This window comes from Microcystis sp. M015S2 (assembly GCF_020245945.1).
Taxonomy (GTDB): domain Bacteria; phylum Cyanobacteriota; class Cyanobacteriia; order Cyanobacteriales; family Microcystaceae; genus Microcystis.
On the sequence record NZ_JADBTX010000065.1, the window covers coordinates 12,903 to 37,479 of the forward strand.

At 43.7% G+C, this 24,577-nt stretch carries 16 protein-coding genes and 1 rRNA gene; 12 read left to right on the forward strand and 5 right to left on the reverse strand.

The genetic code is table 11. The features are described from left to right. Positions 1–244 precede the first annotated feature (244 nt). Positions 245–1,564 carry a four-carbon acid sugar kinase family protein gene (locus IM473_RS13065; protein ID WP_287660434.1) on the reverse strand — a complete coding sequence of 440 codons (1,320 nt, stop codon included), beginning with the start codon at positions 1,562–1,564 and terminating at the stop codon, positions 245–247. Between the two features lie 150 nt (positions 1,565–1,714). On the opposite strand from IM473_RS13065, the gene lpxA reads away from it, so the two are divergent. Next, positions 1,715–2,551, forward strand: a complete 837-nt coding sequence (gene lpxA / locus IM473_RS13070) for an acyl-ACP--UDP-N-acetylglucosamine O-acyltransferase (protein WP_042790427.1) — start codon at positions 1,715–1,717, stop codon at positions 2,549–2,551. A gap of 118 nt (positions 2,552–2,669) precedes the next feature. Then, positions 2,670–3,872: a lipid-A-disaccharide synthase gene (gene lpxB, locus IM473_RS13075; protein WP_287660435.1), complete on the forward strand. Its 1,203-nt coding sequence runs from the start codon at positions 2,670–2,672 to the stop codon at positions 3,870–3,872. A gap of 420 nt (positions 3,873–4,292) precedes the next feature. Here lpxB and gcvP read toward each other — a convergent pair whose 3' ends face one another. Both gcvP and IM473_RS13085 read right to left on the reverse strand, forming a co-directional pair. After that, entirely contained in the window at positions 4,293–7,280 is a 2,988-nt protein-coding gene (gcvP, locus tag IM473_RS13080) for an aminomethyl-transferring glycine dehydrogenase (RefSeq protein ID WP_287660436.1), read from the reverse strand. Positions 7,281–7,648: 368 nt separating this feature from the next. Then, positions 7,649–9,274 carry an ArnT family glycosyltransferase gene (locus tag IM473_RS13085; protein ID WP_287660437.1) on the reverse strand — a complete coding sequence of 542 codons (1,626 nt, stop codon included), beginning with the start codon at positions 9,272–9,274 and terminating at the stop codon, positions 7,649–7,651. A 299-nt stretch (positions 9,275–9,573) separates the two neighbouring features. On the opposite strand from IM473_RS13085, the gene IM473_RS13090 reads away from it, so the two are divergent. Beyond that, on the forward strand, positions 9,574–10,383 hold the full coding sequence (locus tag IM473_RS13090; protein WP_287660438.1) for an aminotransferase class IV: 810 nt from the start codon (positions 9,574–9,576) through the stop codon (positions 10,381–10,383). 56 nt (positions 10,384–10,439) lie between these two features. Here the strand turns inward: IM473_RS13090 and IM473_RS13095 are convergent, their stop codons facing one another. Continuing rightward, positions 10,440–10,790 (reverse strand): single-stranded DNA-binding protein, encoded by a 351-nt coding sequence (locus IM473_RS13095; RefSeq protein ID WP_159252077.1) that lies wholly within the window; start codon positions 10,788–10,790, stop codon positions 10,440–10,442. A gap of 222 nt (positions 10,791–11,012) precedes the next feature. On the opposite strand from IM473_RS13095, the gene IM473_RS13100 reads away from it, so the two are divergent. The 9 genes from IM473_RS13100 (at position 11,013) to IM473_RS13140 (ending at position 24,401) form a co-directional block, all read left to right on the forward strand. After that, the gene (locus IM473_RS13100) at positions 11,013–12,050 is read left to right on the forward strand and encodes a rod shape-determining protein (RefSeq protein ID WP_287660439.1); all 1,038 of its coding nucleotides are present in this window, start codon (positions 11,013–11,015) and stop codon (positions 12,048–12,050) included. Between the two features lie 73 nt (positions 12,051–12,123). Beyond that, positions 12,124–12,873, forward strand: coding sequence for a rod shape-determining protein MreC (gene mreC / locus IM473_RS13105; protein ID WP_287660440.1), 750 nt, complete (start codon positions 12,124–12,126; stop codon positions 12,871–12,873). After that, positions 12,840–13,421, forward strand: a complete 582-nt coding sequence (gene mreD / locus IM473_RS13110) for a rod shape-determining protein MreD (protein WP_287660441.1) — start codon at positions 12,840–12,842, stop codon at positions 13,419–13,421. Before mreC ends, mreD begins: the two co-directional genes overlap by 34 nt. A 111-nt stretch (positions 13,422–13,532) precedes the next feature. Next, on the forward strand, positions 13,533–15,983 hold the full coding sequence (locus tag IM473_RS13115; protein ID WP_287660442.1) for a transglycosylase domain-containing protein: 2,451 nt from the start codon (positions 13,533–13,535) through the stop codon (positions 15,981–15,983). Between the two features lie 146 nt (positions 15,984–16,129). Then, positions 16,130–17,890: a M61 family metallopeptidase gene (locus tag IM473_RS13120; protein ID WP_287660443.1), complete on the forward strand. Its 1,761-nt coding sequence runs from the start codon at positions 16,130–16,132 to the stop codon at positions 17,888–17,890. A 23-nt stretch (positions 17,891–17,913) separates the two neighbouring features. Further along, complete coding sequence (locus IM473_RS13125) at positions 17,914–18,840, forward strand: branched-chain amino acid transaminase (RefSeq protein WP_287660444.1); 927 nt, start codon at positions 17,914–17,916, stop codon at positions 18,838–18,840. Positions 18,841–19,260: 420 nt separating this feature from the next. Beyond that, entirely contained in the window at positions 19,261–20,781 is a 1,521-nt protein-coding gene (gene kaiC / locus IM473_RS13130; protein ID WP_002797104.1) for a circadian clock protein KaiC, read from the forward strand. An 80-nt stretch (positions 20,782–20,861) separates the two neighbouring features. Next, positions 20,862–21,692 (forward strand): amino acid ABC transporter substrate-binding protein, encoded by an 831-nt coding sequence (locus IM473_RS13135; RefSeq protein WP_287660445.1) that lies wholly within the window; start codon positions 20,862–20,864, stop codon positions 21,690–21,692. Between the two features lie 84 nt (positions 21,693–21,776). Continuing rightward, complete coding sequence (locus IM473_RS13140; protein WP_287660446.1) at positions 21,777–24,401, forward strand: DNA polymerase III subunit alpha; 2,625 nt, start codon at positions 21,777–21,779, stop codon at positions 24,399–24,401. Positions 24,402–24,448: 47 nt separating this feature from the next. Here IM473_RS13140 and rrf read toward each other — a convergent pair. Next, positions 24,449–24,566 (reverse strand): 5S ribosomal RNA (gene rrf, locus IM473_RS13145). Positions 24,567–24,577: the final 11 nt, after the last annotated feature.

A 24,577-nucleotide genomic window follows, 5' to 3' on the forward strand; every position in this document is an offset into this window, starting at 1 on the left:
GAATAATAATTTTAACCCCCCGTAGTGGATTGTTTCAGCTAATTTGGTGTATTAGAAAAATGCTAGAAATTCTATAATCTAAGACTTTAAGCCGAAATCTATTGCCCTATTTTAGCTGAAACAGTCCAGTAGGGTGGATTAGCGCAGCGTAATCCACCATTGAATCAATTATTGAATAACCATAGATTAGGTGCGTTACACTTCGTTAACGCACCCTACAAGAGCGGTGATCTCCTATCCCCTCCTATTGACACAAACGTTGATAAACTGTGGCTAAAGCTTGGACATCACCGACGTTACCCGGGAAAAGAACCACAGGTAAATTAGGAAAGAGATGATGATCGGCTGCTGTGCGAACCATGGAGACACCGGGGAGAATCTGACCGAGTAAACGGGCCGATTGCAGGCTTAAACCCGTACTTAAGACATCATTAGAGGTAATTCCGCCTTTACTGATTAAAAAACTGATGTCACTGGGTAAACCCTTAACAATGTCCATTAACAGGGTGGAGACGGCAACCCCAAAATCAAGACGTTTCTGCACAGAGGCAAAGGTTAACTCTTGCCGACTGGTATAGATCACGGGGGTTTGTTTATTTTTGTGAATAAGCTTGACTTTTTCCAGAGCTTGTGCCATGAGTTGATCTCGTTGCTCAGGACGATCGCGCAATGCCGTCACATCGATTTCGACTCCGACGGTGTTGGGTTGTTGAAGCAGTTCATCTAATTGTTGGCTAGTTTTTTTGACGTGGGAACCGACGATAATTGCCCCGGCTTCCCCCGTGGGCTTATACTTACCCATAGATTCGGGTGCGATCGGTTGAGTTCCTAAATTAGCCAAAGAAGTTAGAATACTGGCGGCACTACGGAATAAAAATTTTTTTCCCTCCCCTGCGGCGGTTAAAATATCTTCAGCAAAGCGATCGAGATCCGCTTGAGTTTCCCCATCTACCACCCCACATTGATTATTTTCGAGCTTTTGCAGTCGTTCTAAACTACCTTGACGGATATCTGCCAATAAAAATCTCTCTACATCATCTGCTTTAATTTTACCTTTCGTTTTCTCCTCCACATAATCCGGCAGATAACTGTAGTGGTAGGCAAAAACTGAATCACGAGCGAATTCCGTCTCGTGGACGGGAGTGGGAACGCCATCGATGATTAAATAATGAATACTATCGCGAGTGATTCTACCCCCCTCAAAAAAGGCTGGAATCAGGAAATGAGCATCAAAATCGCCCAATTCTTCGGCAATAACATCAGTTTCGATCGGATAATGCCCGCGCAGGGTAGAATCGGAACGACTGACCACCAAAAAATCCTCGATTCCCTCTTTAGTTAAGGCAGTTTTCAGGTTATGACAGACTTCTCTGGTGACAGACTCGGCTTTTTCGGGGGTTAAAGCGCGAGTATTGGTCAAAACAAAGAAAATTGGCGCATTATCTGCCAATCCCAAGCGGAGAGTATCTTCATCCCACCGCATCAATAACAGACAACTATGGACTGTTTGGGAACCTGTCGGGTCGTCATCTAAGACTATAATTTTAGGTCTATTATTGCTCATATATTTTTTATCAGGATGGGAGGGACGAAGGAACCAAGAGAATCTGGTTAATAGTTTATCGGGTTCTGGTTCCCCATTAAAGTCGTCCCCTCCCTAAGCAACCGCTATCAATCTTGATCACAATCTGTCCAATATAGGATAAGCTATACCATGATTCATACAGTGACGAAGTTGAGCGCGGGAGACTTCCCTTTGAATACGTTAATCCACCCCACTGCGGTTATCCATCCGTCGGCAAAACTTGATCCCAAGGTTAAAGTTGGTCCCTATGCTGTGATCGGGGCCAATGTGGAAATTGAAGCTGATACAATTATTGATGCCCATGTGGTCATTGAGGGTCCAACCAAAATTGGCAAGGGTAATCATATTTTTTCTGGGGCTGTTATTGGTAACGAACCACAGGATTTAAAGTATAAAGGGGGCGAAAGTACCGTAGAAATTGGTGATTATAACCAAATTCGCGAGTTTGTCACGATTAATCGCGCCACGGATACGGGAGAAGTTACCCAAATTGGCAGTAATAATTTATTAATGGCCTATGTTCACGTTGCCCATAATTGTATTTTGCAAGATAACATTATTATCGCTAATAGTGTCGCCTTGGCCGGTCATGTCCAGATCGAATCAAAAGCAGTTATCGGGGGGGTTTTAGGAGTACATCAATTTGTTCATATTGGCAAAATGGCCATGTTAGGAGGAATGAGTCGTATTGATCGCGATGTTCCCCCTTTTACTTTAGTGGAAGGCAATCCCTGTCGCGTGCGAACTCTTAATTTAGTCGGTTTACAAAGAGCAGGTTTTACCGATGAAGATCTAGCTTTACTGAAAAAAGCTTTTCGGATTATCTATCGTTCTAATATAAATCTTCAGGAGGCTTTAGAACAAGTTTCTCTCTTAACCGATAACCCCCATGTTCAACATCTCTGTCAATTTTTACAATCCTCTACCACAGGAGAAAAACGTCGCGGTTTAATTCCGGGGAAATAATCCCAAGGTAGGGTGGGTTAGGCGACAATAACTGATATAATTCACCAATAACTTTACTATTCGCCGTAACCCACCGTTCTCAGAATTTCCCCATTGCCTATATCAAATAATTATCCAAATGCGTATATTTATTAGCACGGGTGAGGTATCGGGTGATTTACAGGCAGCCATGCTGATTGAATCCCTTTTTCAACTAGCTAAAACCCTGGAAATTGAGTTAGAAATTTTTGCACTAGGTGGTGATCGCATGGAGTTAGCTGGAGCAAAAATGCTGGGTAAAACCACTCGACTGGCTGCCATGGGATTAATTGAATCTATCCCCTTTATTTGGCCAACTTTACAACTACAAAAACGAGCAAAAGAGTTTTTTAGAGATCATCCTCCCGATCTAATTATTTTAATTGATTATGTGGGGGCAAATGTGGCGATCGGTCAGTCGGCTAAAAAAATTATTCCCGATGTCCCAATTATTTATTATATTGCCCCACAGGTGTGGATTTGGTCAGAAGAAAATATTCCCTCAGCTAAACTCAGGGCCACAGCAGAAAAGTTATTTAATACGGAAAAATTAATCGCAGTCACCGATAAATTATTGGCAATTTTTCCTGCCGAAGCTCGTTTTTTTGAAACAAAAGGTTTACCGGTAACTTGGGTGGGACATCCTTTAGTTGATCGTATGGCAAATGCTCCCAATCGGCAAGAAATGCGGCAAAAATGGGCAATAAAACCCGAAGAAACGGTAATCGCTTTATTACCCGCTTCCCGTCAACAGGAGTTTAAATATCTCGTGCCGACGGTGTGCGCTGCTGCTAAAAAATTACAGGAAAAAATACCCGATATTAAGTTTTTAATTCCCGTTCCCTTAGCTTTATACGAACCAAAAATGCGAGAATTAGTGAAGGAATATGGATTAAATGCGGTGATTATGGAACGAGACCAGACTTTAGAAGCGATTGCCGCGGCCGATCTGGCTGTGGCTAAGTCTGGTACAGTTAATCTCGAAATTGCTTTGTTAAATGTGCCGCAGGTGGTGGTTTACCGTTTAAGTGCAGTTACTGCTTGGATTGCCCGCAATATTATGAAGTTTTCTGTACCATTTGTCTCACCGGTAAATTTAGTTTTAATGCGAGAAATTGTTCCCGAATTATTACAAGAGGAAGCTAACCCGGAGAGAATTATGCAGGAATGTCTAGATTTATTATTAAATCAGCAACGTCGGCAAAAAATGTTAGATGAATACGCAGAAACTAAGGCCGGTTTAGGAACAGTAGGCAGTTGTGAGCGAGTGGCACAAGAGGTATTTAAAATAGGCCTTTGTTAGGGTTGGGAGCCGGTCGTCAGGAGACAGGATTCAGGAGACAGGAGACAGCTTTTTTCTCCCCGCTCCCCAATTCATAATTCATAATTCCTACACCCTACACCCCACGGCTGCATCCAACATTTGCAGAAATATCGACAATCAGCAATTATCAGTAACTCTGAAATTGGTACAAAAATATGAACAATCGCGTGTAAGCATCCCACCGAAAAGCTAATGCGCGGGGGGTTTGGGGGCGGCGCCACGCCCCCAACGGGGGGTTTGGGGGGTAGAACCCCCCAAAAGCTTGGATTGAGTGATAAAACTGAAAGTAACACACCCAATTTTAGGAGAAAGTTTCCCTTGAAAAATCCCAAATTAGTAGATTTACAAAAATGAGATGCACCCCACCCTACACCCAGGAAAAGCTTTTTGCCGCAAACCCTACTTATAAGCGTCCATACCCTCACAGGAACAAACCAGATTTCTGTCCCCGTAGGCATTATCAACCCGTCCCACTACCGGCCAGAATTTATAATCTTTTAGCCAAGAAAGCGGGTAAGCTGCCTGTTGACGGGAATAGGGACGACTCCAATCATCGACAGTTAAAACTGCGGCTGTGTGGGGGGCATTTTTCAAGGGATTATCGTGGGGATCCATGCTACCATTAGCGATCGCTTGTACCTCTTGATAGATAGTTAACAAAGCTTCACAAAAACGGTCTAATTCGCCCAAAGATTCGCTTTCCGTGGGTTCCACCATCATTGTACCCGCCACGGGCCAAGAAACCGTCGGCGCGTGGAAACCGAAATCCATCAAGCGTTTTGCCACATCTTCCACCTCGATGCCGGCCTGTTTTTTCAGAGGACGTAAATCAATCACGCACTCGTGGGCAACCGTTCCCGCGCTACCCTTAAATAACACCGGATAGGCCGACTCCAGACGAAAAGCCATATAATTAGCGTTCAAAATTGCCACTTCTGTCGCTTTTTTCAAGCCTGCTGCCCCCATCATAGCGATATACATCCAAGAAATCACCAAAATGCTGGCACTACCCCAAGGCGCGGCCGAAATTGCCCCAATCGAGTCCTGATGCTTACCGTTAGCGGTTTCTGGGGATAATTTCGCCAAAACCAGGGAAACATCCGGCAGAAAAGGCACTAAATGGGATTTTACTCCGATTGGTCCCATACCCGGTCCCCCCCCACCGTGGGGAATACAGAAAGTTTTATGGAGATTCAAGTGACAGACATCAGCTCCAAAATCCGCCGGACGACATAAACCCACCTGAGCATTCATATTGGCGCCATCCATATAGACTTGACCACCGTATTGATGAATCAAGGCGCAAATTTCGCTAATTCCCTGTTCAAAAACGCCGTGAGTGGAAGGATACGTTACCATCAAAGCCGCTAGATTATCCTGATGCTTCTCGGCCTTAGTTTTTAAGTCATCAATATCAATATTGCCCCGAGAATCGCAATTAACCGCCACTACTTTCATACCACACATAACAGCACTGGCAGGATTAGTCCCGTGAGCGGACTCAGGAATTAAGCAAATCTGACGATGACCTTGACCGCGACTTTCATGGTAGGCTCGGATCACCTGTAAACCGGCATACTCTCCCTGAGAACCGGCGTTCGGTTGTAGGGAAATGCCATCAAACCCGGTAATTTCTCCTAACCAAGTCTCTAACTGTTGAAAGAGCAGTTGATAGCCTTCTGCTTGTTCAATCGGGGCAAAAGGGTGTAATTTGCCGAATTCTGCCCAAGTTACTGGAATCATCTCGGCTACGGCATTGAGTTTCATCGTACAGGAACCGAGGGGAATCATGGAAGTATTTAAGGCTAAATCCTTTGTTTCCAGACGGTGCAGATATCTGAGTAATTCCGTTTCCGAGTGGTAACGATTGAACACCGGTTCGGTAAGATAGGCACTGGTACGGGTTAAATTAGCGGGTAATTCTAGACTAATTTTCTCGACTAATTCGGCCGGGGTAAAGGGTAATTCCTCGGTGGGGGCAAAAATTTGCCATAAATCCCACACATCCCTGAGACTGGTGGTTTCATCGACACTAATTCCTAGATTATTGTCATCAAAATAACGCAGATTAATCTTATGGGTTTTTGCCTTGGCGAGGATGTCCTTAACTCCCGTGGATACCGTAACTTTGAGCGTATCGAAGCGCGGTTCTTTCCCCACTTGATAACCCAACTGTTTTAAACCAGTTGCCAATAAAGCGGTTAATTTCTGCACTCTTTGGGCGATTTTCTTGATTCCTTCCGGTCCGTGATACACCGCGTACATGGAAGCAATCACCGCTAGTAACACCTGTGCGGTACAAATATTACTGGTGGCTTTATCCCGGCGGATATGTTGTTCCCTGGTTTGCAAAGCTAAACGCAGTGCGGGTTTACCCTGACTATCCTTCGATACCCCGACAATGCGCCCCGGAATGCTGCGTTTATAGGCATCTTTGGTGGCAAAATAGGCGGCATGGGGACCCCCATAACCCAAGGGAACCCCAAAGCGTTGACTGCTACCCACGGCAATATCAGCCCCCAATTCGCCGGGGGGAGTCAACAGAGCTAAACTGAGAATATCGGCGGCAACGGTGACTAAAGCCCCATTTTCCTGCGCTTTGGCGATAAATTGCCGATAGTCATAAATTACGCCATCGGTGGCTGGATATTGTAATAATGCGCCAAAAATCGGCGTTTGAAAGTCAAAGAGACGATGATCCTCGATAATAATGTCAATACCTAAAGGAATCGCTCTGGTTTTAACAACTTCAATCGTTTGGGGATGGCAACTACTAGAGATAAAGAAAGCATTGGCTTTAGTTTTACACAGTCCGTAACTCATGCTCATCGCTTCTGCAGCTGCTGTTCCTTCATCGAGGAGGGAAGCGTTAGCAATTTCCAGACCGGTTAAGCTAGTGATGAGAGTTTGGAAGTTTAAGAGAGCTTCTAAGCGTCCCTGGGCGATTTCCGCTTGATAGGGAGTATAGGCAGTGTACCAACCCGGATTTTCTAAGATGTTGCGGAGAATTACCGGCGGGGTGATACAGTCATGGTAGCCCATGCCAATAAAGGAGCGAAATACCTGATTTTTGGAGGCAATAGCTTTTAATTGAGCAAGAGCGGCGTATTCACTCAAGGCAGGTGCTAGATTAAGGCTTTTTTGTAAACGAATTCCTTCTGGGACAGTTTTAGCGATTAACTCCTCAACAGTAGCAACACCCAAAACCGCCAGCATTTTCTCGATTTCCGTCTCCGTCGGTCCAATGTGACGGTTAACAAAGCTATCGGTACAGTCTAGCAGGTCTTGCAGGTCAGCAGGAGCGAATTCCTCAGTTTTCTCGGCCGTAATTGACCTATTTAGCATATTAATCTCGGTTTCAACAATTACAAAAGTGTTGCGTTTCATCGCTAGGGGTGATTTTAACGCAACTTGTAAAATTTTTGTAATATTTCAAGTCATCAATCAGCAAGTTAAAGTCTAAGCTAATTTGCTATCGAAAGTATTCACAAAATTAACCTGGTGCATCTCACATTTGCAGAAATACCGACAATCGGCAATTATCAGTGACTCTTAAATTATTACAGATATGTCAGCAGCTGCGTGCAAGCATCCCACCGAAAAGCTAATGCGCGGGGGGTTTGGGGGGTTCTACCCCCCAAAAGCTTGGATTGAGGGAAAAAATCGCAAATAACCCCCAACTTTAGAGGAGATTTTCCCTTTAAAAATCTCAACTGAGTAGATTTACAAAAATGGGATGCACAAAATTAACCTCACTACTGCTTTGTCATCAAAAACCAACCGGAATCCGTAGATCCGATCACCTTTAATCCTCCTAAATCAGTAGCTTCTTTGGTTTGACGATCGATAATTAGGTAGGGTTGCTTGTGACTTTGCCAATAATTGATTAATTCTTCAGCAGCAAGGGGAAAAACCCGACGACCACTATAAAAATTTAATGAGGGGCGCTCGTAGGCAAAAGCAATATAAACAGGGTGATCGGCCGGCACATATTTCTGCACTAAACTCGCCACCGGTTTGACGGGGAAATTCTCATTTAATTCCCATATCCACAGGGGAGAATTGACAAAAATAAACAAAGAAACCAACATTCCCCAGAGTAAAACCACGCTGAATTGTTCCGAGCGCCGAGCTAACAAAATTGCCGTTGTCACCATGGTCAGGGAAAGTGACAATAAGGTTAAAAGAATTAAGGGATGGAGAGGTTCAATACCGGCAAAATTACCAGGGAAATAGGCCATTAAAGCTAATAAACCTGCCACAACGCCGATAATACCCAAAATAATTGACCAGATTGGATTATAGGGGCGATCGATGGGAAGATTACTCACCTGCGCCAAGGCATAACCGGCCGCTAAAGCCAAGGCCGGATAGATCGGCAGAATATACCAGGGCAACTTGGTCGCCATTACCGAAACCACCAACAGATAAACACCCGTCCAAACTAACAGTAACTTCGCCCAACTGTAGAGATGTTCCTGACGTGCTAAACGTAAACCCCAAACCGAGAAAATTAACCACGGCCAACTATATTTAAGAATTTCCAGCAGATAATACCAAAACGGTTCGCGATGATCGTCGAGATGGTCACTAACTCGCTTTAACTGTTGAACAAAAAGGGAATCGAGAAACTCCCGCTCGTAGTGCCAAAATTGGGCGCTATACCAAGCAAAAGCGGGAGTTGCTCCCAACAACCAACCCGACCAAAAATAGGCAGACGTTAATAACCGGGGGGTATCCCAGAGCAGAAAAATCAAGCCGATACCCGCCAATAATAGCCCCATAATACCCTTAGTCAGACAAAGGAGGGCAAATCCTAACCCCGCCCCCAGAGACCAGCGTAAATCGCGCCGTGAGCGCAGTAAACCAACAAACATCAGGATTTCAAAACATAATACCGCTCCATCCAACATGGCTAAACGGCCATGGCGCACCACCGGCAAAAGAGTTAGATAGATTAAGGCCGATAGTAAAGCTGGCAAACGAGCGGGAAAAATTTCTCGACCGAGAAGGTAGAGGAGCGGCACCGATAAAGCTGTTAAAAAAGCGGGAATTAGTCTAGTATTGGCCTCATTAATGCCCCAGAAATGGTAGGTTAGACCAATTAAACTATGAATCAACGGCGGTTTATTCAGGTAGGGATCACCCCAAAGACTAGGAAATAACCAGCGCAATTGTTCCAGGGGGGTTTGGCTAATTTCCTTGGCCACCTGAGCGATGGTCGCTTCATCCCAATCCCGCAAGGGTAAATTACCTAATCCCACTAGATAGATAATTAAGGCCGCTATTAATAATCCCAGTAAACACAGAAATTCTTTAAAATTTTCTCTCTGACGCAATTTATAACCAGAATATCCCCAAGTAAATTTTTGACGGTTCATAAGCTAGGTCAGTTATCAGTAAACAGTTATCACTAAACAGTAAACAGTAAACAGTCATCAGTAAACAGTAAACAGTAATCAGTAAGGCTCTCCTAGACTGGTTATAGCAAATTAGTAGTTTCAATGAGCCTATAAGTCTCTTGCCAGATAAGAATTTAGCCGATTTCTGCCCCCTGATCGAACCATACCAAGTAACGAAGAACCATTATTTTCTGCTAAAATATCATAACTACTCTAGAAGATCCTTAAAACTCAAATCTGATAACTGATAACTGATAACTGATAACTGATAACTGATTATGTATTGGTATAATGGCGAATTAATCGAGGATGAGCGAATAAGTCTGGGTATTGATGATATTGGGCTACTTTATGGAGCCACAATATTTACTACCCTGCGTATCTATCAACAAAGCTTAGATCATCCCCTAACCCATTGGCAAGAGCATCTCGAACGTTTGCACTCTAGTTTACAAGTTTTCCACTGGCCCGCTCCCGATTGGCGGCGAATTCGCCAAGGAGCCGAAGAATTATCCCTATTCTATGCTGTCCTGAGAATTACAATTTTTCCCGATGGTAGGGAGTGGATTAAAGGCAGATTTCTTCCGGAAGATTTAAACATTAGACAAGAGCGGGGAATTATTGGGTGGGTAACAGATAATCCCGCTTGGCAACGGGTTTTAGGAGAACATAAAACTGGTAATTATTTGACCCCTTGGTTAGCGTCACAAACGGCTCAAAAAAAAGGAGCAAAAGAAGCGATATTAGTTGATCGAGTCGGGAATTGGTTAGAAACTAGCACGGGCAATTTATGGGGATGGAAAGATAATTGCTGGTACAGTCCCCTACTGACTGCTGATATTTTACCCGGGATCGGGCGCTCGGCTTTGATCGGTTGGTTACAAAAACAAAATATTTCCCTGCAAGAAAATCTCTGGACCCCCGAATTTGTCGGGACTTTACAAGCGATCGCCTATAGTAATTCCCTGGTGGAAATTATCCCTTTCAATTCTATTCTTGGCTGGGATATAGAGATAAATACAGCCATTTATCGGCAAGTTTTACCGGATTTACAGCAATATTTTTCCAGTCAATTAGAGAATAAATAAGGGTGTGTTACTAGAGGCTAACACACCTAAAATCTGGAAATAATACCGCTCAAGCTTTAAAATTCTCGCTCGGAATTAGCCTCACTATCGCGTTTAGAACCGAGTAAATCTAATTGATCGACGAGAATTACCGGTTTAGAACGAGCTAATCCCGTGTTTTTATCATTCCAAGTATCCATTTTCAAAGAACCTTTAATCCCGATTAAACCGCCTTTTTTCACATAATTAGCGGCCACCTCCGCCGTTTTGCCCCAAATTTCCAGATCGAACCAATCCGGCTGATCGCTATTTTTAGAGCGACGATTAACCGCTAAAGTCAAGGTACACTTAACACTGCCGGACTCGAAATACTTCGTTTCCGGGTCTCTCCCCGCTCGTCCCACCAAATGAACCAGATTTAAACTCATGGTCTTAAATCCTCAATTTAGTACAATAGTATGTTTATTTTAGCCCGAAACCTTGGACTTGACCGGTGGGCAGCCAGAAAATTAGGCTGAAGACTTGCGTAAATCTGGAGAGAAAGAAGCGATAATTAACTAGACTTGAGAAACAAAACGTAATAAAATCCAAGTCGATTCGATCAAAAGTCTAGCTATAGCAACGTTTTATAAGAACAGGAGTGAAAACAAGTGGGTTTTTTTAGAGGTCTAGGCTTATCCAGGGACATAGGTATAGACTTGGGGACAGCAAACACCCTCGTTTATGTGTCGGGGAAAGGTATTGTTTTAGAGGAACCATCGGTAGTGGCGATCGATCAAGATCGTAACCCGATCGCTGTCGGGGAGGAGGCCAAAAAAATGCTCGGTCGCACTCCAGGTCATGTCACCGCGCTGCGACCCCTGCGCGATGGGGTAATCGCCGATTTCTACAGTTGCGAGATCATGTTAGCGGAATTTATCAAACGAGCGCTCGATGGCACGATTGGCAATCCCCGCATGGTAATCGGTGTTCCCAGTGGGATTACCGGCGTAGAAAGACGTGCGGTGGTGGATGCGGCCAAAAATGCCGGCTCGCGAGAAGTGGGGTTAATTGATGAACCGGTTGCCGCGGCCTTGGGTGCCGGTTTACCCGTCTCGGAAGCGACGGGAAATATGATCATCGATATCGGTGGTGGCACGACGGAAGTGGCGATTCTCAGTCTCGATGGGACAGTGATCAGCGAATCGGTGCGCGTCGCCGGGGATGAACTGACGGACTCAATTATCGCCTATCTAAAAAAAGTCCATAACCTGATTATCGGGGAACGTACGGCCGAAGATATTAAAATTCGCCTTGGTTCGGCTTATCCCTCCCCCGGAGATGAATTTCCTCCTCTGGAAGTGCGGGGATTGCATCTCATGTCCGGTTTACCCCGCACCGTGACCATCAAAGCGGAAGAAGTACGGGAAAGTATGGATGAGCCACTTTCTGTGATCGTTGATGCGATCAAACGTACCCTAGAAAAAACTCCCCCCGAATTAGCTGCCGATATTATCGATCGCGGCATCATGTTAGCGGGAGGGGGTGCTTTATTACGGGGACTCGATCTCCTAGTCAGTCACGAAACCGGTATCGTTACCCATGTCGCTGAAGATCCCCTGCGCTGTGTGGTCAAAGGCACGGGAGAAGTGTTAAAAAATCAGAAACTCTTTGAGCGGATCGTTAATGAAACAACTCGCAATGTCTAAAGGTCACTAGGATCGGTTAGCGGCAAAATACACGGATTCTCACTCTACACAGCCAAGAGGTTTTAAATCGCTCATGTATTCAGCACGACGAAAATGGACACAGCAGGGATGGCGACTTTTGCTGCTCGCTGCCGCTCTGGGGGGAGCTTGGTACATTCGCACCTATCAAAGTGGGGCGATTTTAGAATTGTATGGTTTATTAACCCGCCCTTTTCAGGGAGAGGAAACTAATCTGCAAGAGCAACTTCTGGCCGATCAACGGGTGCGAGAATTACAAAATCGTTTAAGTGAAGTCGAATATCAAAATCAACAATTAAAAAAACAGCTTGGTTATTATCAAACCCAGAAAAAACCCCTGATTTCTGCCCCAATTATTGGCCGCAGCGCTGATGATTGGTGGCAACAGGTAATTATTGGTCGGGGTAGCGCCGATGGTGTGCCAGTGGGTGCTTCGGTGACGGGAATTGGTGGTTTAGTGGGACGGATTACAGAAGTTACTCCCCACACCAGCAAAGTTTTATTGGTCAGTAATTCCCAAAGTCGCATCGGAGCAACGGTGAATCGTAGTCGGGCCATGGGTTTAATTCAAGGTCAGGATTCCCAAGTCGCCACCCTGCGCTTTTTTGAAAAAGCTCCCGATGTCAAACCGGGAGATGTGGTGACAACTTCGGCTTTTAGTAGTCTTTTTTCGCCAGGGTTGCCCATCGGTCGTATAATTTCCCTTAATTTACAGGAAAATCCCGCCCCCACCGCCAAAATTGAATTTACCGCCACCGTGGACAATCTCGAATGGGTGTTCGTTCACCCGCAACCTCAGCAGTGAGAGGGGGAATTATGCTGAAATTAAGCCGTTTATCAGCCCGTTCTCGTTTTATCCTGAATATTTTAGTCACTATCGCTTCGCTGCTTCTCTGTACCTTTCTTTCCTTAATGCGGCTGCCCGGTATGGAGATTTTAGGCATCGCTCCCAATTGGTTACTGATTTGGTTGGTTAGTTGGAGTCTCAATCGCTCTTGTCTCGATAGTGTGGTGGCCGGATTAGCGATCGGCGCTATTCAAGATAGTTTAACCTCTAATTATCCTTCCCATATCATGGTTTTTGGTCTCATCGGTTTCCTCACTTCCCGTTTACACCGACAACGTTATGTTAAAGAAGAATTGATCGCCGTGGTCTTAATTGTCTTTGTTATGACTTTAATTGCCGATGGTGCGATCGCTTTTCAATACTATCTACAAGGAGGCAAAAATCTCGCCGATCTTTGGCTCGATTATCAACGCATTGCCCTCACTTCTGCTCTGCTTAGTAGTCTCTGGACTCCCCTCGTCTATTATCCTCTCCAGCAATGGTGGCGACAATTTAGCGATCTTTAAGTTTAAGGAGTCGGTCGTCGGGAAATTATTTTTATTTATTCTCCCTGCTCCCCTCTCCCCAATTCATAATTCATAATTCATAATTCCCACTCCCACACCCGCTCAACTAACATGAAATACAAACAAAAACTTAGTCAATTTTTTCATAATCTCGCTAATAAATTAGAGAACTCCCAGCAACCCCCTAAAGTCGATCCTATCGACTCCGAATCTGCTCCCGTTGCGGGGGAAAAGCCAGTAGAAGCCGCTTCCGAAGAAAAAAAGCTTAATTTAGTCTCCCGAACCAGTAGCAAGGCTCTAGAGACATTAAAACCCTTAAAGAACAAATTTACTACCCTGCTCGATAATTCCCCCTTACCGCAATGGCGACAACATCCCCGCTTTGGGTTGTACTTGGGATTGGGATTAGGCGTAACTGGGGGCATTTTGGGGGTAGGTTGGGCTATTTATCGCCTTGAAAGCTCTCTACCGCAAAATATCGCCGATATACAAACCTATGCTCGTCCAGGCACCCTAACCATTCAAGCCGCTAATGGGGAAATCCTCAAGCAAAATGGCCCTAGTACCTACGAAACCGTGAAAATTGCCCAAGTTCCCCCACTGGTACAGGAGGCCTTTATCGCTAGTGAAGACCGCCGTTTTCGCGAACACGGGGGAGTTGATGGCCAGGGTATTGCTCGCGCTCTCTTTTCTAACCTGAGAGCCGGGGGAGTGGTGGAGGGAGGCAGCACCATCACCCAACAATTGGCCCGGATTGTCTTTTTATCCCAAGAAAGGAGTTTTGATCGCAAATTACGGGAAATGCGTATCGCTCAGAAAATAGAAGATAAATATACAAAAGACCAGATTTTAGAGCGTTATTTTCACCTAGTTTATCTCGGTTCCGGGGCCTACGGTCTTGCCGATGCCGCTTGGTTATATTTCAGTAAACCCGTCGATAAATTAACTCTAGCCGAAGCTGCCACCCTTGCCGGGATTGTTCCCGCTCCTAGTCTCTATTCTCCCCTCGAAAACCCTAAATCTGCCCTAGAACGGCGTAATATCGTCCTCAAAACTATGGCCGAGGTGGGATTTATTACTAACGCTCAAGCAGAACAAGCGATCGCATCTCCCCTAGTCATTAAAACCAGTCCCCTAAAACGTCTGCAACGGCAAGCGGCCTATTTTACCGATTATGTGGAAAAAGAACTGCCGCAACTGGTTCCCGCTAAAACCCTAGAAGCGGGGGGATTGGTGGTAAAAACTACCCTTAATCCTCGTTGGCAAAGCGAAGCGGAGGAAGTGGTAGAAAGAGCGGTTTCTCGTTATGGCCAGTGGCAGCACTTCCAACAGGCGGCTTTAGTGGCAATTGACCCCAAAAATGGACAAATTAAGGCCATGGTCGGAGGAATTGACCACGATAAGAATCAATTCAATCGGGTGACACAAGCAAAACGTCAGCCGGGATCTACTTTTAAACCTTTTGTCTATGCGGCGGCGATTGCGGCGGGTAAATCCCCCTATTCTAGTTATAAAGATGCTCAGTATGTGGTGGATGGTTATAAACCGGAAAACTACGGTGATAGGTATAGCGGCCGCGAGGTGTCCATGCGCGATGCTTTGACTTCTTCCCTGAATGTGGTGGCAGTTCAGGTGTTAGTGGCCGTCGGTTGGAATCCGGTGATTAAATTAGCTCAAGATATGGGGATCCAGTCGAAACTTTTACCCACTTATTCTTTGGCTTTGGGTGCTTCGGAAGTCAATCTTTTAGAATTGACCAGCGCCTACGGAACCTTTGCTAATAATGGTGTGCATCAACCAGTTTACGGTATTAGTCAGGTACTTGATCGCCATGGTAAAGCAATTTATCAAGCCAATTTTAAACCGAAAACTGCTCTCAATCAAAACACGGCGGCGACGATGACTTGGATGCTGCAGGATGTGGTTAATTCGGGAACGGGAACCCCCGCACAAATTGGTCGTCCGGTAGCAGGAAAAACTGGCACTTCTGACAAGGCTCGTGACCTTTGGTTTGTCGGTTATATTCCCCAATTAGTCACGGGAATTTGGCTCGGTAATGACAATAATAAACCCACCAATGGAGCCAGTACCATGTCCGCTTGGATGTGGCGACAATTTATGTTAGAAGCAATCAAGGATATTCCCTATCAAGGTTTCCCAGAACCGAATTTAGGCAAACGTCCGGTGACATTAAAAGCGGAACCAATTAAACCCCGACGTACCTACTTTACCCAAACTACTAACAATCGTTTAGCCAGCAGCGATGAGGGTTCCCCCACCGAAGGACCTATCCGCAGACGGCGACGGGTTCGGGTAAGTCGTGAGCAAACTATCGTCCGTTCTAATACTAGCGAACCCAGCCAACGCCGTTCTAGTCGTCGGCGTACTACCGTTGCTCCTACCAGCGCCGCTGCTCCTAGTCCTCAAAATACGGCCCCCGCAGCAGCCGAACCGATTACCGTTCCCGTCACTGTGGCGGCCCCCGAAACTCGTTCGGTTCCCCTAGAGGTAACTCCTCCCACCGATGTGATTCCTCCCGCACCCCCGGCAGAAAGACGCTGAATCGGCACGACAACCCTCGCAGGATTTGCGGGGGTTACAGTGCCAAAACTGCTCGGTCAAATCTTGCAAAACCATCGGATTTTTGGCGGCGAAACCGGGGAAATTAGCCGAAAGCCTGCCGCTATAATAACTTAAAAGCTTGTGTAATGCCGATGACCAGTTTTATTTCCCCCACTACCATCTCCTCAACTCGTTTAAGTCTCAGCTATCAAGTGGCTATGCCGGAACCGACTTCACACCTCTTTGAAGTTACTCTACAGATTACCGGTTGGCAAGCTCCGATTTTAAACCTAAAAATGCCGGTTTGGACTCCCGGTTCCTATCTGGTGCGGGAATACTCCCGTTTAGTCCAAGATTTTCAAGCTGTTAACCTCAACAGTCGCAAAGTTGCTAAAAATCACTGGCAGATTGACAATGGTGACAGTTCCGAAATAACGGTCAAATATCGCGTTTTTGCCCACGATTTAACCGTCAGAACCAACCATCTCGATGATACTCACGGTTACTTCAACGGGGCTGCTTTATTTTTCTATATCCCCGATTATCAAAAACATCCCCTCACCCTGACAATTATCCCCCCCCATGCCGATTGGCGCGTTACCACTGCCTTAAAATCTTTACCCAGACAGAAAAACACCTTTCACGTTCCCGATTTTGATACCCTAGTGGACAGTCCTGTGGAAGTGGGTATTCATCAGTTATACGATTTTGTCGTCGAGGGAAAACCCCATCAATTAGCTATCTGGGGACGGGGAAACGCCAATCCTAGTCAAATTATCGCCGATACCACTAAAATTATTCAAACCGAGTCGGCTATGTTCGGTGGACTCCCTTATGATAATTATCTCTTTTTGCTACATCTTTCGGCGGCTGGTTACGGGGGACTAGAACATAAAAATTCCTGTACCCTTAACTATGCGCGTTTGGGATTACGAGATAAGGATAAATATAATCGTTTTCTGCAATTAGTCGCCCATGAGTTCTTTCATCTCTGGAATATCAAGCGTATTCGCCCAAAAGCTTTAGAAAGCTTCGATTATGATGCAGAAAATTATACTTCTTCCCTCTGGTTTGCCGAAGGAACCACCAGTTATTACGATATAGTAATCCCTCTACGGGCGGGAATATACGATAGTAAGACTTTTTTAGAGCTTTTAAGCAAAGAAATCACTCGTTATCTCAATATACCCGGTCGTCTTGTCCAACCTCTAGGCGAATCGAGTTTTGATGCTTGGATAAAACTCTACCGACGGGATAGCAATAGCGATAATAGTCAAATTTCCTACTATCTCAAGGGGGAATTATTGTCGCTGCTTCTCGATTTACTAATTCGCAGCCACACCGATAACCGTCGTTCCCTCGATGATGTTTTACGCTCGATGTGGCAACATTTCGGTAAAGAGGAGATTGGTTATACCGATGGGGAATTGCAGGCAATTCTCGAATCTGCCGCTGGAGTGGATTTAACCGACTTCTACCGGCGTTATATCGACGGTTTGGCAGAATTACCCTTTAATGAATATCTTGAACCTTTTGGACTCTATCTGCGGGGTGTTGGCAATGGGGAGACGATACCTTATCTGGGAATGCGGGTACAGAGTGAAGCGGGTAAAGAAATAATTAAATTTGTCGAGATGGGTTCTCCTTGTCAAAAAGCGGGAATTAATGCTGATGATGAATTATTAGCCATCGATGGATTGCGAGTGACGGCGGAACAGTTAAACGAAAGATTAAAAGACTACCGCGCAGGTGATATTATTCAGATAACAGTCTTTCATCTCGATGAATTGCGAACCCTTGCTGTTCCACTGGCCACCCCGCAGACGATTCGCTATGAAATTATCAGGGTAGAAAATCCTTCTAATAGCCAGAAACAAAATTTTTCCGCATGGGTAAATCCCGTTTAGTTCTTGGTTCAATCAACAAAAAAATGTCTATTACCGCCGAAATTCCTTTCCTTCCTCTCGCCTATTTTGAGAATAAATTTATCCCTTTTAGTGAGGCAAAATTATCCGTTGCTACCCACGCACTACACTACGGAACTGCCGCTTTTGGGGGTTTACGAGGTACTCCCGACCCTAGCAATCCTGGACAGATATTATTATTTAGATTAGAACGTCATTGTCAGCGTTTAAGTCAAAGTGCTAAGTTTCTTAATTACGAGATTCCTGCTGATAAAATCTATCAAATAATTATCGATTTTGTTAAAAAGAATCAGTGTAATCGACCTTTTTATATTCGTCCCCTTGTCTATAGTTCGGGGTTGGGAATTGCCCCGCGATTGCATGGTATCGAGAAGGATTTTCTAGTCTATGGTCTAGAAATGGATGATTATTTAGCAGCCGATGGGGTTAACTGTCGGATTAGTTCTTGGTATCGTCAAGAGGATAGAAGTTTCCCGTTGCGAGGTAAAATTAGCGCCGCTTATATCACTTCTGCTTTAGCAAAAACGGAAGCGGTAGAATCGGGGTTTGATGAGGCAATTTTAATGAATTCTCAGGGTAAAGTCTGTGAAGCGACGGGAATGAATATTTTTATCATCAGAAATGGTCAGCTAATTACTCCTAGTTTTGACCAAGATATTCTAGAGGGGATTACTAGAGATAGTGTTTTAACTATCGCACGGGATTTGGGTATTCCGGTGATTGAAAGACCTGTAGATAAGACGGAGTTATTTATCGCTGATGAGGTGTTTTTAAGTGGCACTGCGGCGAAAATAACTCCGATTAAAAAGATTGAAACTTTTTCTTTACCTGCGGCTAAACCGATTACTTATCAGTTAAAAGAAAAGTTAAGTTCTATCGTTCTTAATCAGGAACCAAAGTATCAAGATTGGATTACTCAAGTTCCTTTATAGTCAGAGAAATTTACTTTATTTTTCCTTGAGATGCGTCAAATAATGGCACCTCTCAAGGAACCCTGAAATAAAGAGAATTTATCTATTTTTCGGTTTGGCTCCTTCCTGTGTTAATTGTGGCGGAGATTTACCTGCTTATACTAAATCCAGTTATTAAAAACTGATTATTTATTCTCCGTTTTGCCTTTTGCATGAGTAGAAAACGGGTTTCTCGGAGAAACCCGTTTTCTGTGCGTTACTCAACGGATTTAGTATTATCTAGTTTCCATTTATTCTTGGGTTAAGCTGTCCTGCATTTAAACTATGTCTTGGAAATTTTATTACCAATGCTCAAACTCTCAAACTAGGGATAAATTTCTGGTATCGCCGGTCACTGAAATAGGTACAATAAACATTGGCTCGTTTTCATAGAGAACTTAAATGACGCAAAATAATCCCCTAGAGTTGATTGAGAAGTTAGAAACAGGAATCCCCGGCTTTGATTTTCTTTCGGAAGGGGGATTGCCGAAAGGAAGAGCAACTTTGATAGCAGGAACAGCGGGAAGTGCTAAAACGGTCTTTGCCTGTCAATTTCTCGCAGAAGGCATCAAAAATGGAGAAAATGGCGTTTTTGTCACCTTCGAGGAGCCACCCCAAGCACTAAGAAAAAATATGGGTGGTTTTGGTTGGAATATCCGGCAGTGGGAGGAGAATCGTCAATGGGCCTTTGTCGATGCTTCCCCCCAACCGGAAGAAAAGCCGATGGTGACGGGAGAATACGACCTAGGCGCATTAATCGCTCGCATTGAGTTTGCTATCCGCAAAAATAAAGCCAAACGGGTGTCTATGGATTCTTTAGGCGCAATTTTCAGCCATTTAAGTGATAGCGCTCAAGTGAGAAGTGATCTTTTTCGTCTGGCAACCGCTTTGCGAGAATTGGAAGTAACAGCGATTATGACCGCAGAAAGAACCCAAGAATACGGCGAAATCAGTCGTTATGGGGTGGAGGAGTTTGTGGCCGATAATGTGGTGATTTTACGCAACGTTTTAACCGATGAGAAAAGAAGAAGGACGATCGAAATTTTAAAATATCGGGGAACCGATCACCAAAAAGGAGAATTTCCTTTTACAATTATTCCCAACAAAGGGGCCGTGATTATTCCTTTATCAGCTATTGAATTAGAACAAAAATCCTCTAATATTCGTATTACTTCTGGCAGCCTGGAACTCGATAGAATGTGTGGTGGTGGTTTCTTCCGCGATTCGGTTATTTTGGTTTCGGGAGCCACGGGAACAGGAAAAACCCTCATGGTGACAGAATTTATGGCCGGGGGAGTAACCAATGGGGAAAGATGTTTAATTTTTGCCTTCGAGGAAAGTCGCGAACAGTTATTTAGAAATGCTACTGGTTGGGGGGTGGATTATGACCGCATGGAAAAGGAAGGTAAGTTAAAGGTAGTCTGCCGTTATCCCGAAACTACGGGTTTAGAAAATCATTTAATTATGATGAAGGAAATTATCGAGGAGTTTCAACCTAATCGAGTGGCAGTAGATAGTTTATCTGCTTTAGAAAGGGTTTCTAATCTGAAAGGATTTCGGGAATTTATTATCGGTTTGACTTCTTTTATTAAGCAAAAAGAGGTGGGAGGATTATTTACTTCCACCACTCCCACTTTATTAGGAGGTTCCTCGATCACAGAAGCGCATATTTCTACAATTACTGATTCAATTATTCTGCTGCGTTATGTGGAAATGTATGGAGAAATGCGCCGCGGTATCACTGTTTTAAAAATGCGCGGTTCTATGCACGATAAGGATATTCGTGAGTTTTCTATCGATCATCAAGGTATGCACATTGGTCAACCTTTCCGCAATGTTACCGGAATTCTGGCTGGAACTCCTATGTACACAGCACAAACAGAAGTAGAACGTTTGAGTGGATTATTCGAGGATCGTAGTTAAAATACAGCAGCATTTGCTAATCGCACATCGGCCGTTAGCTTTTTTCTCCCTATCTCCTGTCCTCTTCTTGCTTTCTTGATATGTCTAAAAACTTTTGGTTTATTTTTCTAGGTCTTTTACTGATAAATAACCTACATTTATCAGCCTTGGCAGAAACAGTTTTACAAAGAATTGCTCGCACGGGAGAATTAAAAGCGGCAGCCAGAAAAGATGCTGTTCCCTTTAGTTATATCGATGAGAAAACGGGACAATGGACAGGTTACGGAGTGGAATTAATGCGCTTAGTCCAACGTCGATTAGCACAAGAATTAGGTAAACCGATTACAATAACCTTTACAGAAGCGACGACTAACAATCGTTTTCAGCAAGTGGAACAGGGACAAGTAGATTTATCCTGTAATGCGGCAACAATCACGGAAGAAAGACTAGCAAAGGTTAATTTTTCTATTCCCTATTTTATGACGGGAGCGCAATTTTTAACTAAAAGGGAAAATGTTGATAAAATAGATATTAATAACACTTTAGCGGCAGTTGCGATCGCCTATATTCCCCACACCACCACCGATAGTATTATTCGTTATATCTATCCTCTGGCTAATTGGCAAGCTGTCAGCGATCGAAGTGAAGCAGTGGCAAAATTACAAAGGGGAGAAGTAAAAGCAGTGGTTAGTGATGGAATTCTTCTACTGGGGGAAATCGTTAAACAAGGACAGGATCCGCGACAATTTGTGCTACTACCCAGTCAACCGATTACCACCGAACTTTATGGCTGTATTTTACCCAAAAACGATCCCGAATGGAAAAAATTTGTTGATACTGTCGTCGGCAGCAATGATAACCAGAAACTTCGAGAACAATGGTTTAATTTAGAAGAAAGTTCTTTCCCCTATAGGATTCTCAATCAACCCTAAAAATAGACTGTGATTGCTGAAAATTAAAAGTAAGTAAATTCTGGTTTTTTTCCCCTTTTCCTTGTCACTTTTTCCTGAAAAACTATGTCTTTTGTCGGTTTACATATTCACAGTGATTATAGCTTACTTGATGGTGCTTCCCAATTACCGGCACTAATTGATCGAGCGATTGAATTAGGACAACCGGCGATCGCTTTAACCGATCATGGAGTCATGTATGGTGCGATCGAATTAATTAAAACCTGTCGTAATAAGGGAATAAAACCAATTATTGGCAACGAAATGTATGTAGTCAATGGCGATATTGAAGTCAATCTTCGCCACCGAAAATATCATCAAGTTGTTTTAGCCAAAAATACCCAAGGCTATAAAAATCTGGTTAAATTAACTACTATTTCTAATCTGAAAGGTATTCAAGGTAAAGGCATTTTTGCTCGTCCTTGTATCAATAAAGATTTACTCCAACAATATCACGAAGGATTGATAGTTACCAGTGCTTGCTTGGGTGGAGAGATTCCCCAAGCAATTTTAGCTAATAACAGAAAATTGGCTAAGGAAACTGCTAAATGGTATAAAAAACTTTTTGGTGATGATTTTTATTTAGAAATTCAAGATCACGGTTCTAAAGAAGATCGGATTGTTAATGTAGAAATAGTTAAAATTGCTAAAGAATTAGGGATTAAAGTAGTTGCCACTAACGATTCTCACTTTATTTCCTGTTATGATGTAGAGGCACACGATGCCTTACTTTGTATTCAAACTGGCAAGTTAATTACTGAAGACAAACGCCTCCGTTATAGCGGCACAGAATACTTAAAATCTGCTGATGAAATGCGTTTACTTTTCCGTGATCATCTGCCAGAAGATGTGATTGAAGAAGCAATTAATAACACCTTAGAAGTAGCAGAAAAAGTCGAACCTTATAACATATTTAATGAACCGAGACTCCCTAATTATCCAGTTCCTGCGGGACATACTGCTGATAGTTATGTAGAAGAAATTGCCTGGTTAGGATTACTAGAAAGATTAAAATGTCCTTCTCGTCACGAGATTGAACCTGTTTACAAAGAAAGGCTGGAATACGAATTAAAAATGTTACAGAAAATGGGATTTTCTACCTATTTTCTCGTCGTTTGGGACTATATAAAATATGCTAGAGATCATGATATTCCCGTCGGTCCAGGACGCGGTTCTGCGGCGGGTTCTTTGGTAGCATATTCTTTAAAAATAACCAATATTGATCCCGTTCATCACGGTTTATTATTTGAGCGTTTTCTCAATCCTGAACGGAAATCTATGCCTGATATTGATACGGATTTTTGTATTGAGAGACGGGATGAAATGATCCAATACGTCACGGAAAAATACGGGGAGGCTAATGTTGCCCAAATCATTACTTTTAACCGCATGACATCAAAAGCTGTCTTAAAAGATGTGGCGCGGGTGTTAGATATTCCCTACGCCGAATCGGATAAAATGGCGAAAATGATTCCCGTTTCTCGCGGTAAACCCACACCTTTAAAAGTGATGATTTCCGATGAAACTCCCGAACCAGCATTTAAAGAAAGATACGATACGGAACCCCATGTGCGTCATTGGTTAGATATGGCAATTCGTATCGAAGGTACTAACAAAACTTTCGGAGTTCATGCCGCCGGAGTCGTCATTTCTTCCCAACCTTTAGATGAAGTGGTTCCCCTCCAGAAAAATAATGATGGGGCGGTAATTACCCAATATTTTATGGAAGATTTAGAATCATTGGGATTGTTAAAAATGGACTTTTTAGGGTTAAGAAATTTAACCACTTTGAAAAAAACTGCCGATTTAATTAAACAAAATCAGGGCATAGATATCGATCTGGATCAATTGCCTTTAGATGAAAGAAAAGCCCTGCAAATTCGGGCTAAAGGGGAACATAAAAAACTACCTCCCGATATTCTCAAAACTCACGGATTACTAGAAGAAGGGGATTTAGAAGGTATTTTCCAGTTAGAATCATCGGGGATGAAACAGATCGTTAAAGAGTTAAAACCATCGGGTATTGAGGACATATCTTCAATCCTAGCACTCTATCGCCCCGGACCTTTAGATGCGGGATTAATTCCTCTCTTTATTGGCAGAAAACACGGTAGAGAACCCATTCGTTATGATCATCCTTTATTGGAACCAATTCTTAAGGAAACCTACGCAGTTTTAGTCTATCAAGAACAGATTATGAAAATGGCGCAGGATTTAGCCGGTTATTCCCTAGGAGAAGCGGATCTATTGCGTCGGGCAATGGGTAAGAAAAAAGCCTCCGAAATGCAGAAACAAAGGGAGATGTTTATCGATGGTGCTGCTAAAAATGGTGTGGAAAAAAGAATCGCTGAAAATCTCTTTGAACAGATGGTAAATTTTGCCGAATATTGTCTAGGAGGTGAGACGTTAATTTTAACTGAGGAATACGGATTATTACCAATTGCTAAAATTGTGAGCGAAGAAATTAACTGCACTGTTTATACTGTTGACCAAAATGGTTTTGTTTATAGTCAACCAATCTCTCAATGGCACGAGCGAGGTTTACAAGAAGTCTTTGAATACACCCTAGAAAATGGGCAAACTATCCAAGCAACCAAAGATCATAAATTTATGACTAGCGACGGAGAAATGTTAGCCATAGATACAATATTTGAGCGAGGTTTAGATTTAAAATCCTCTGATTTTTCCTAAAAACCAAACCCCCCAATCTTGTCGGATTGAGGGGTAGGAAAGAATAATCCTGGCATCGAGCTATTGTCCCGGTCGGCAACCCGACAAGTATCTTGGCCACGGTGAAGTTTCACAACCGAGTTCGGGATGGAATCGGAGTGGTGCCATCACGTTAAAGACACCAGGAAGGGTAGAAC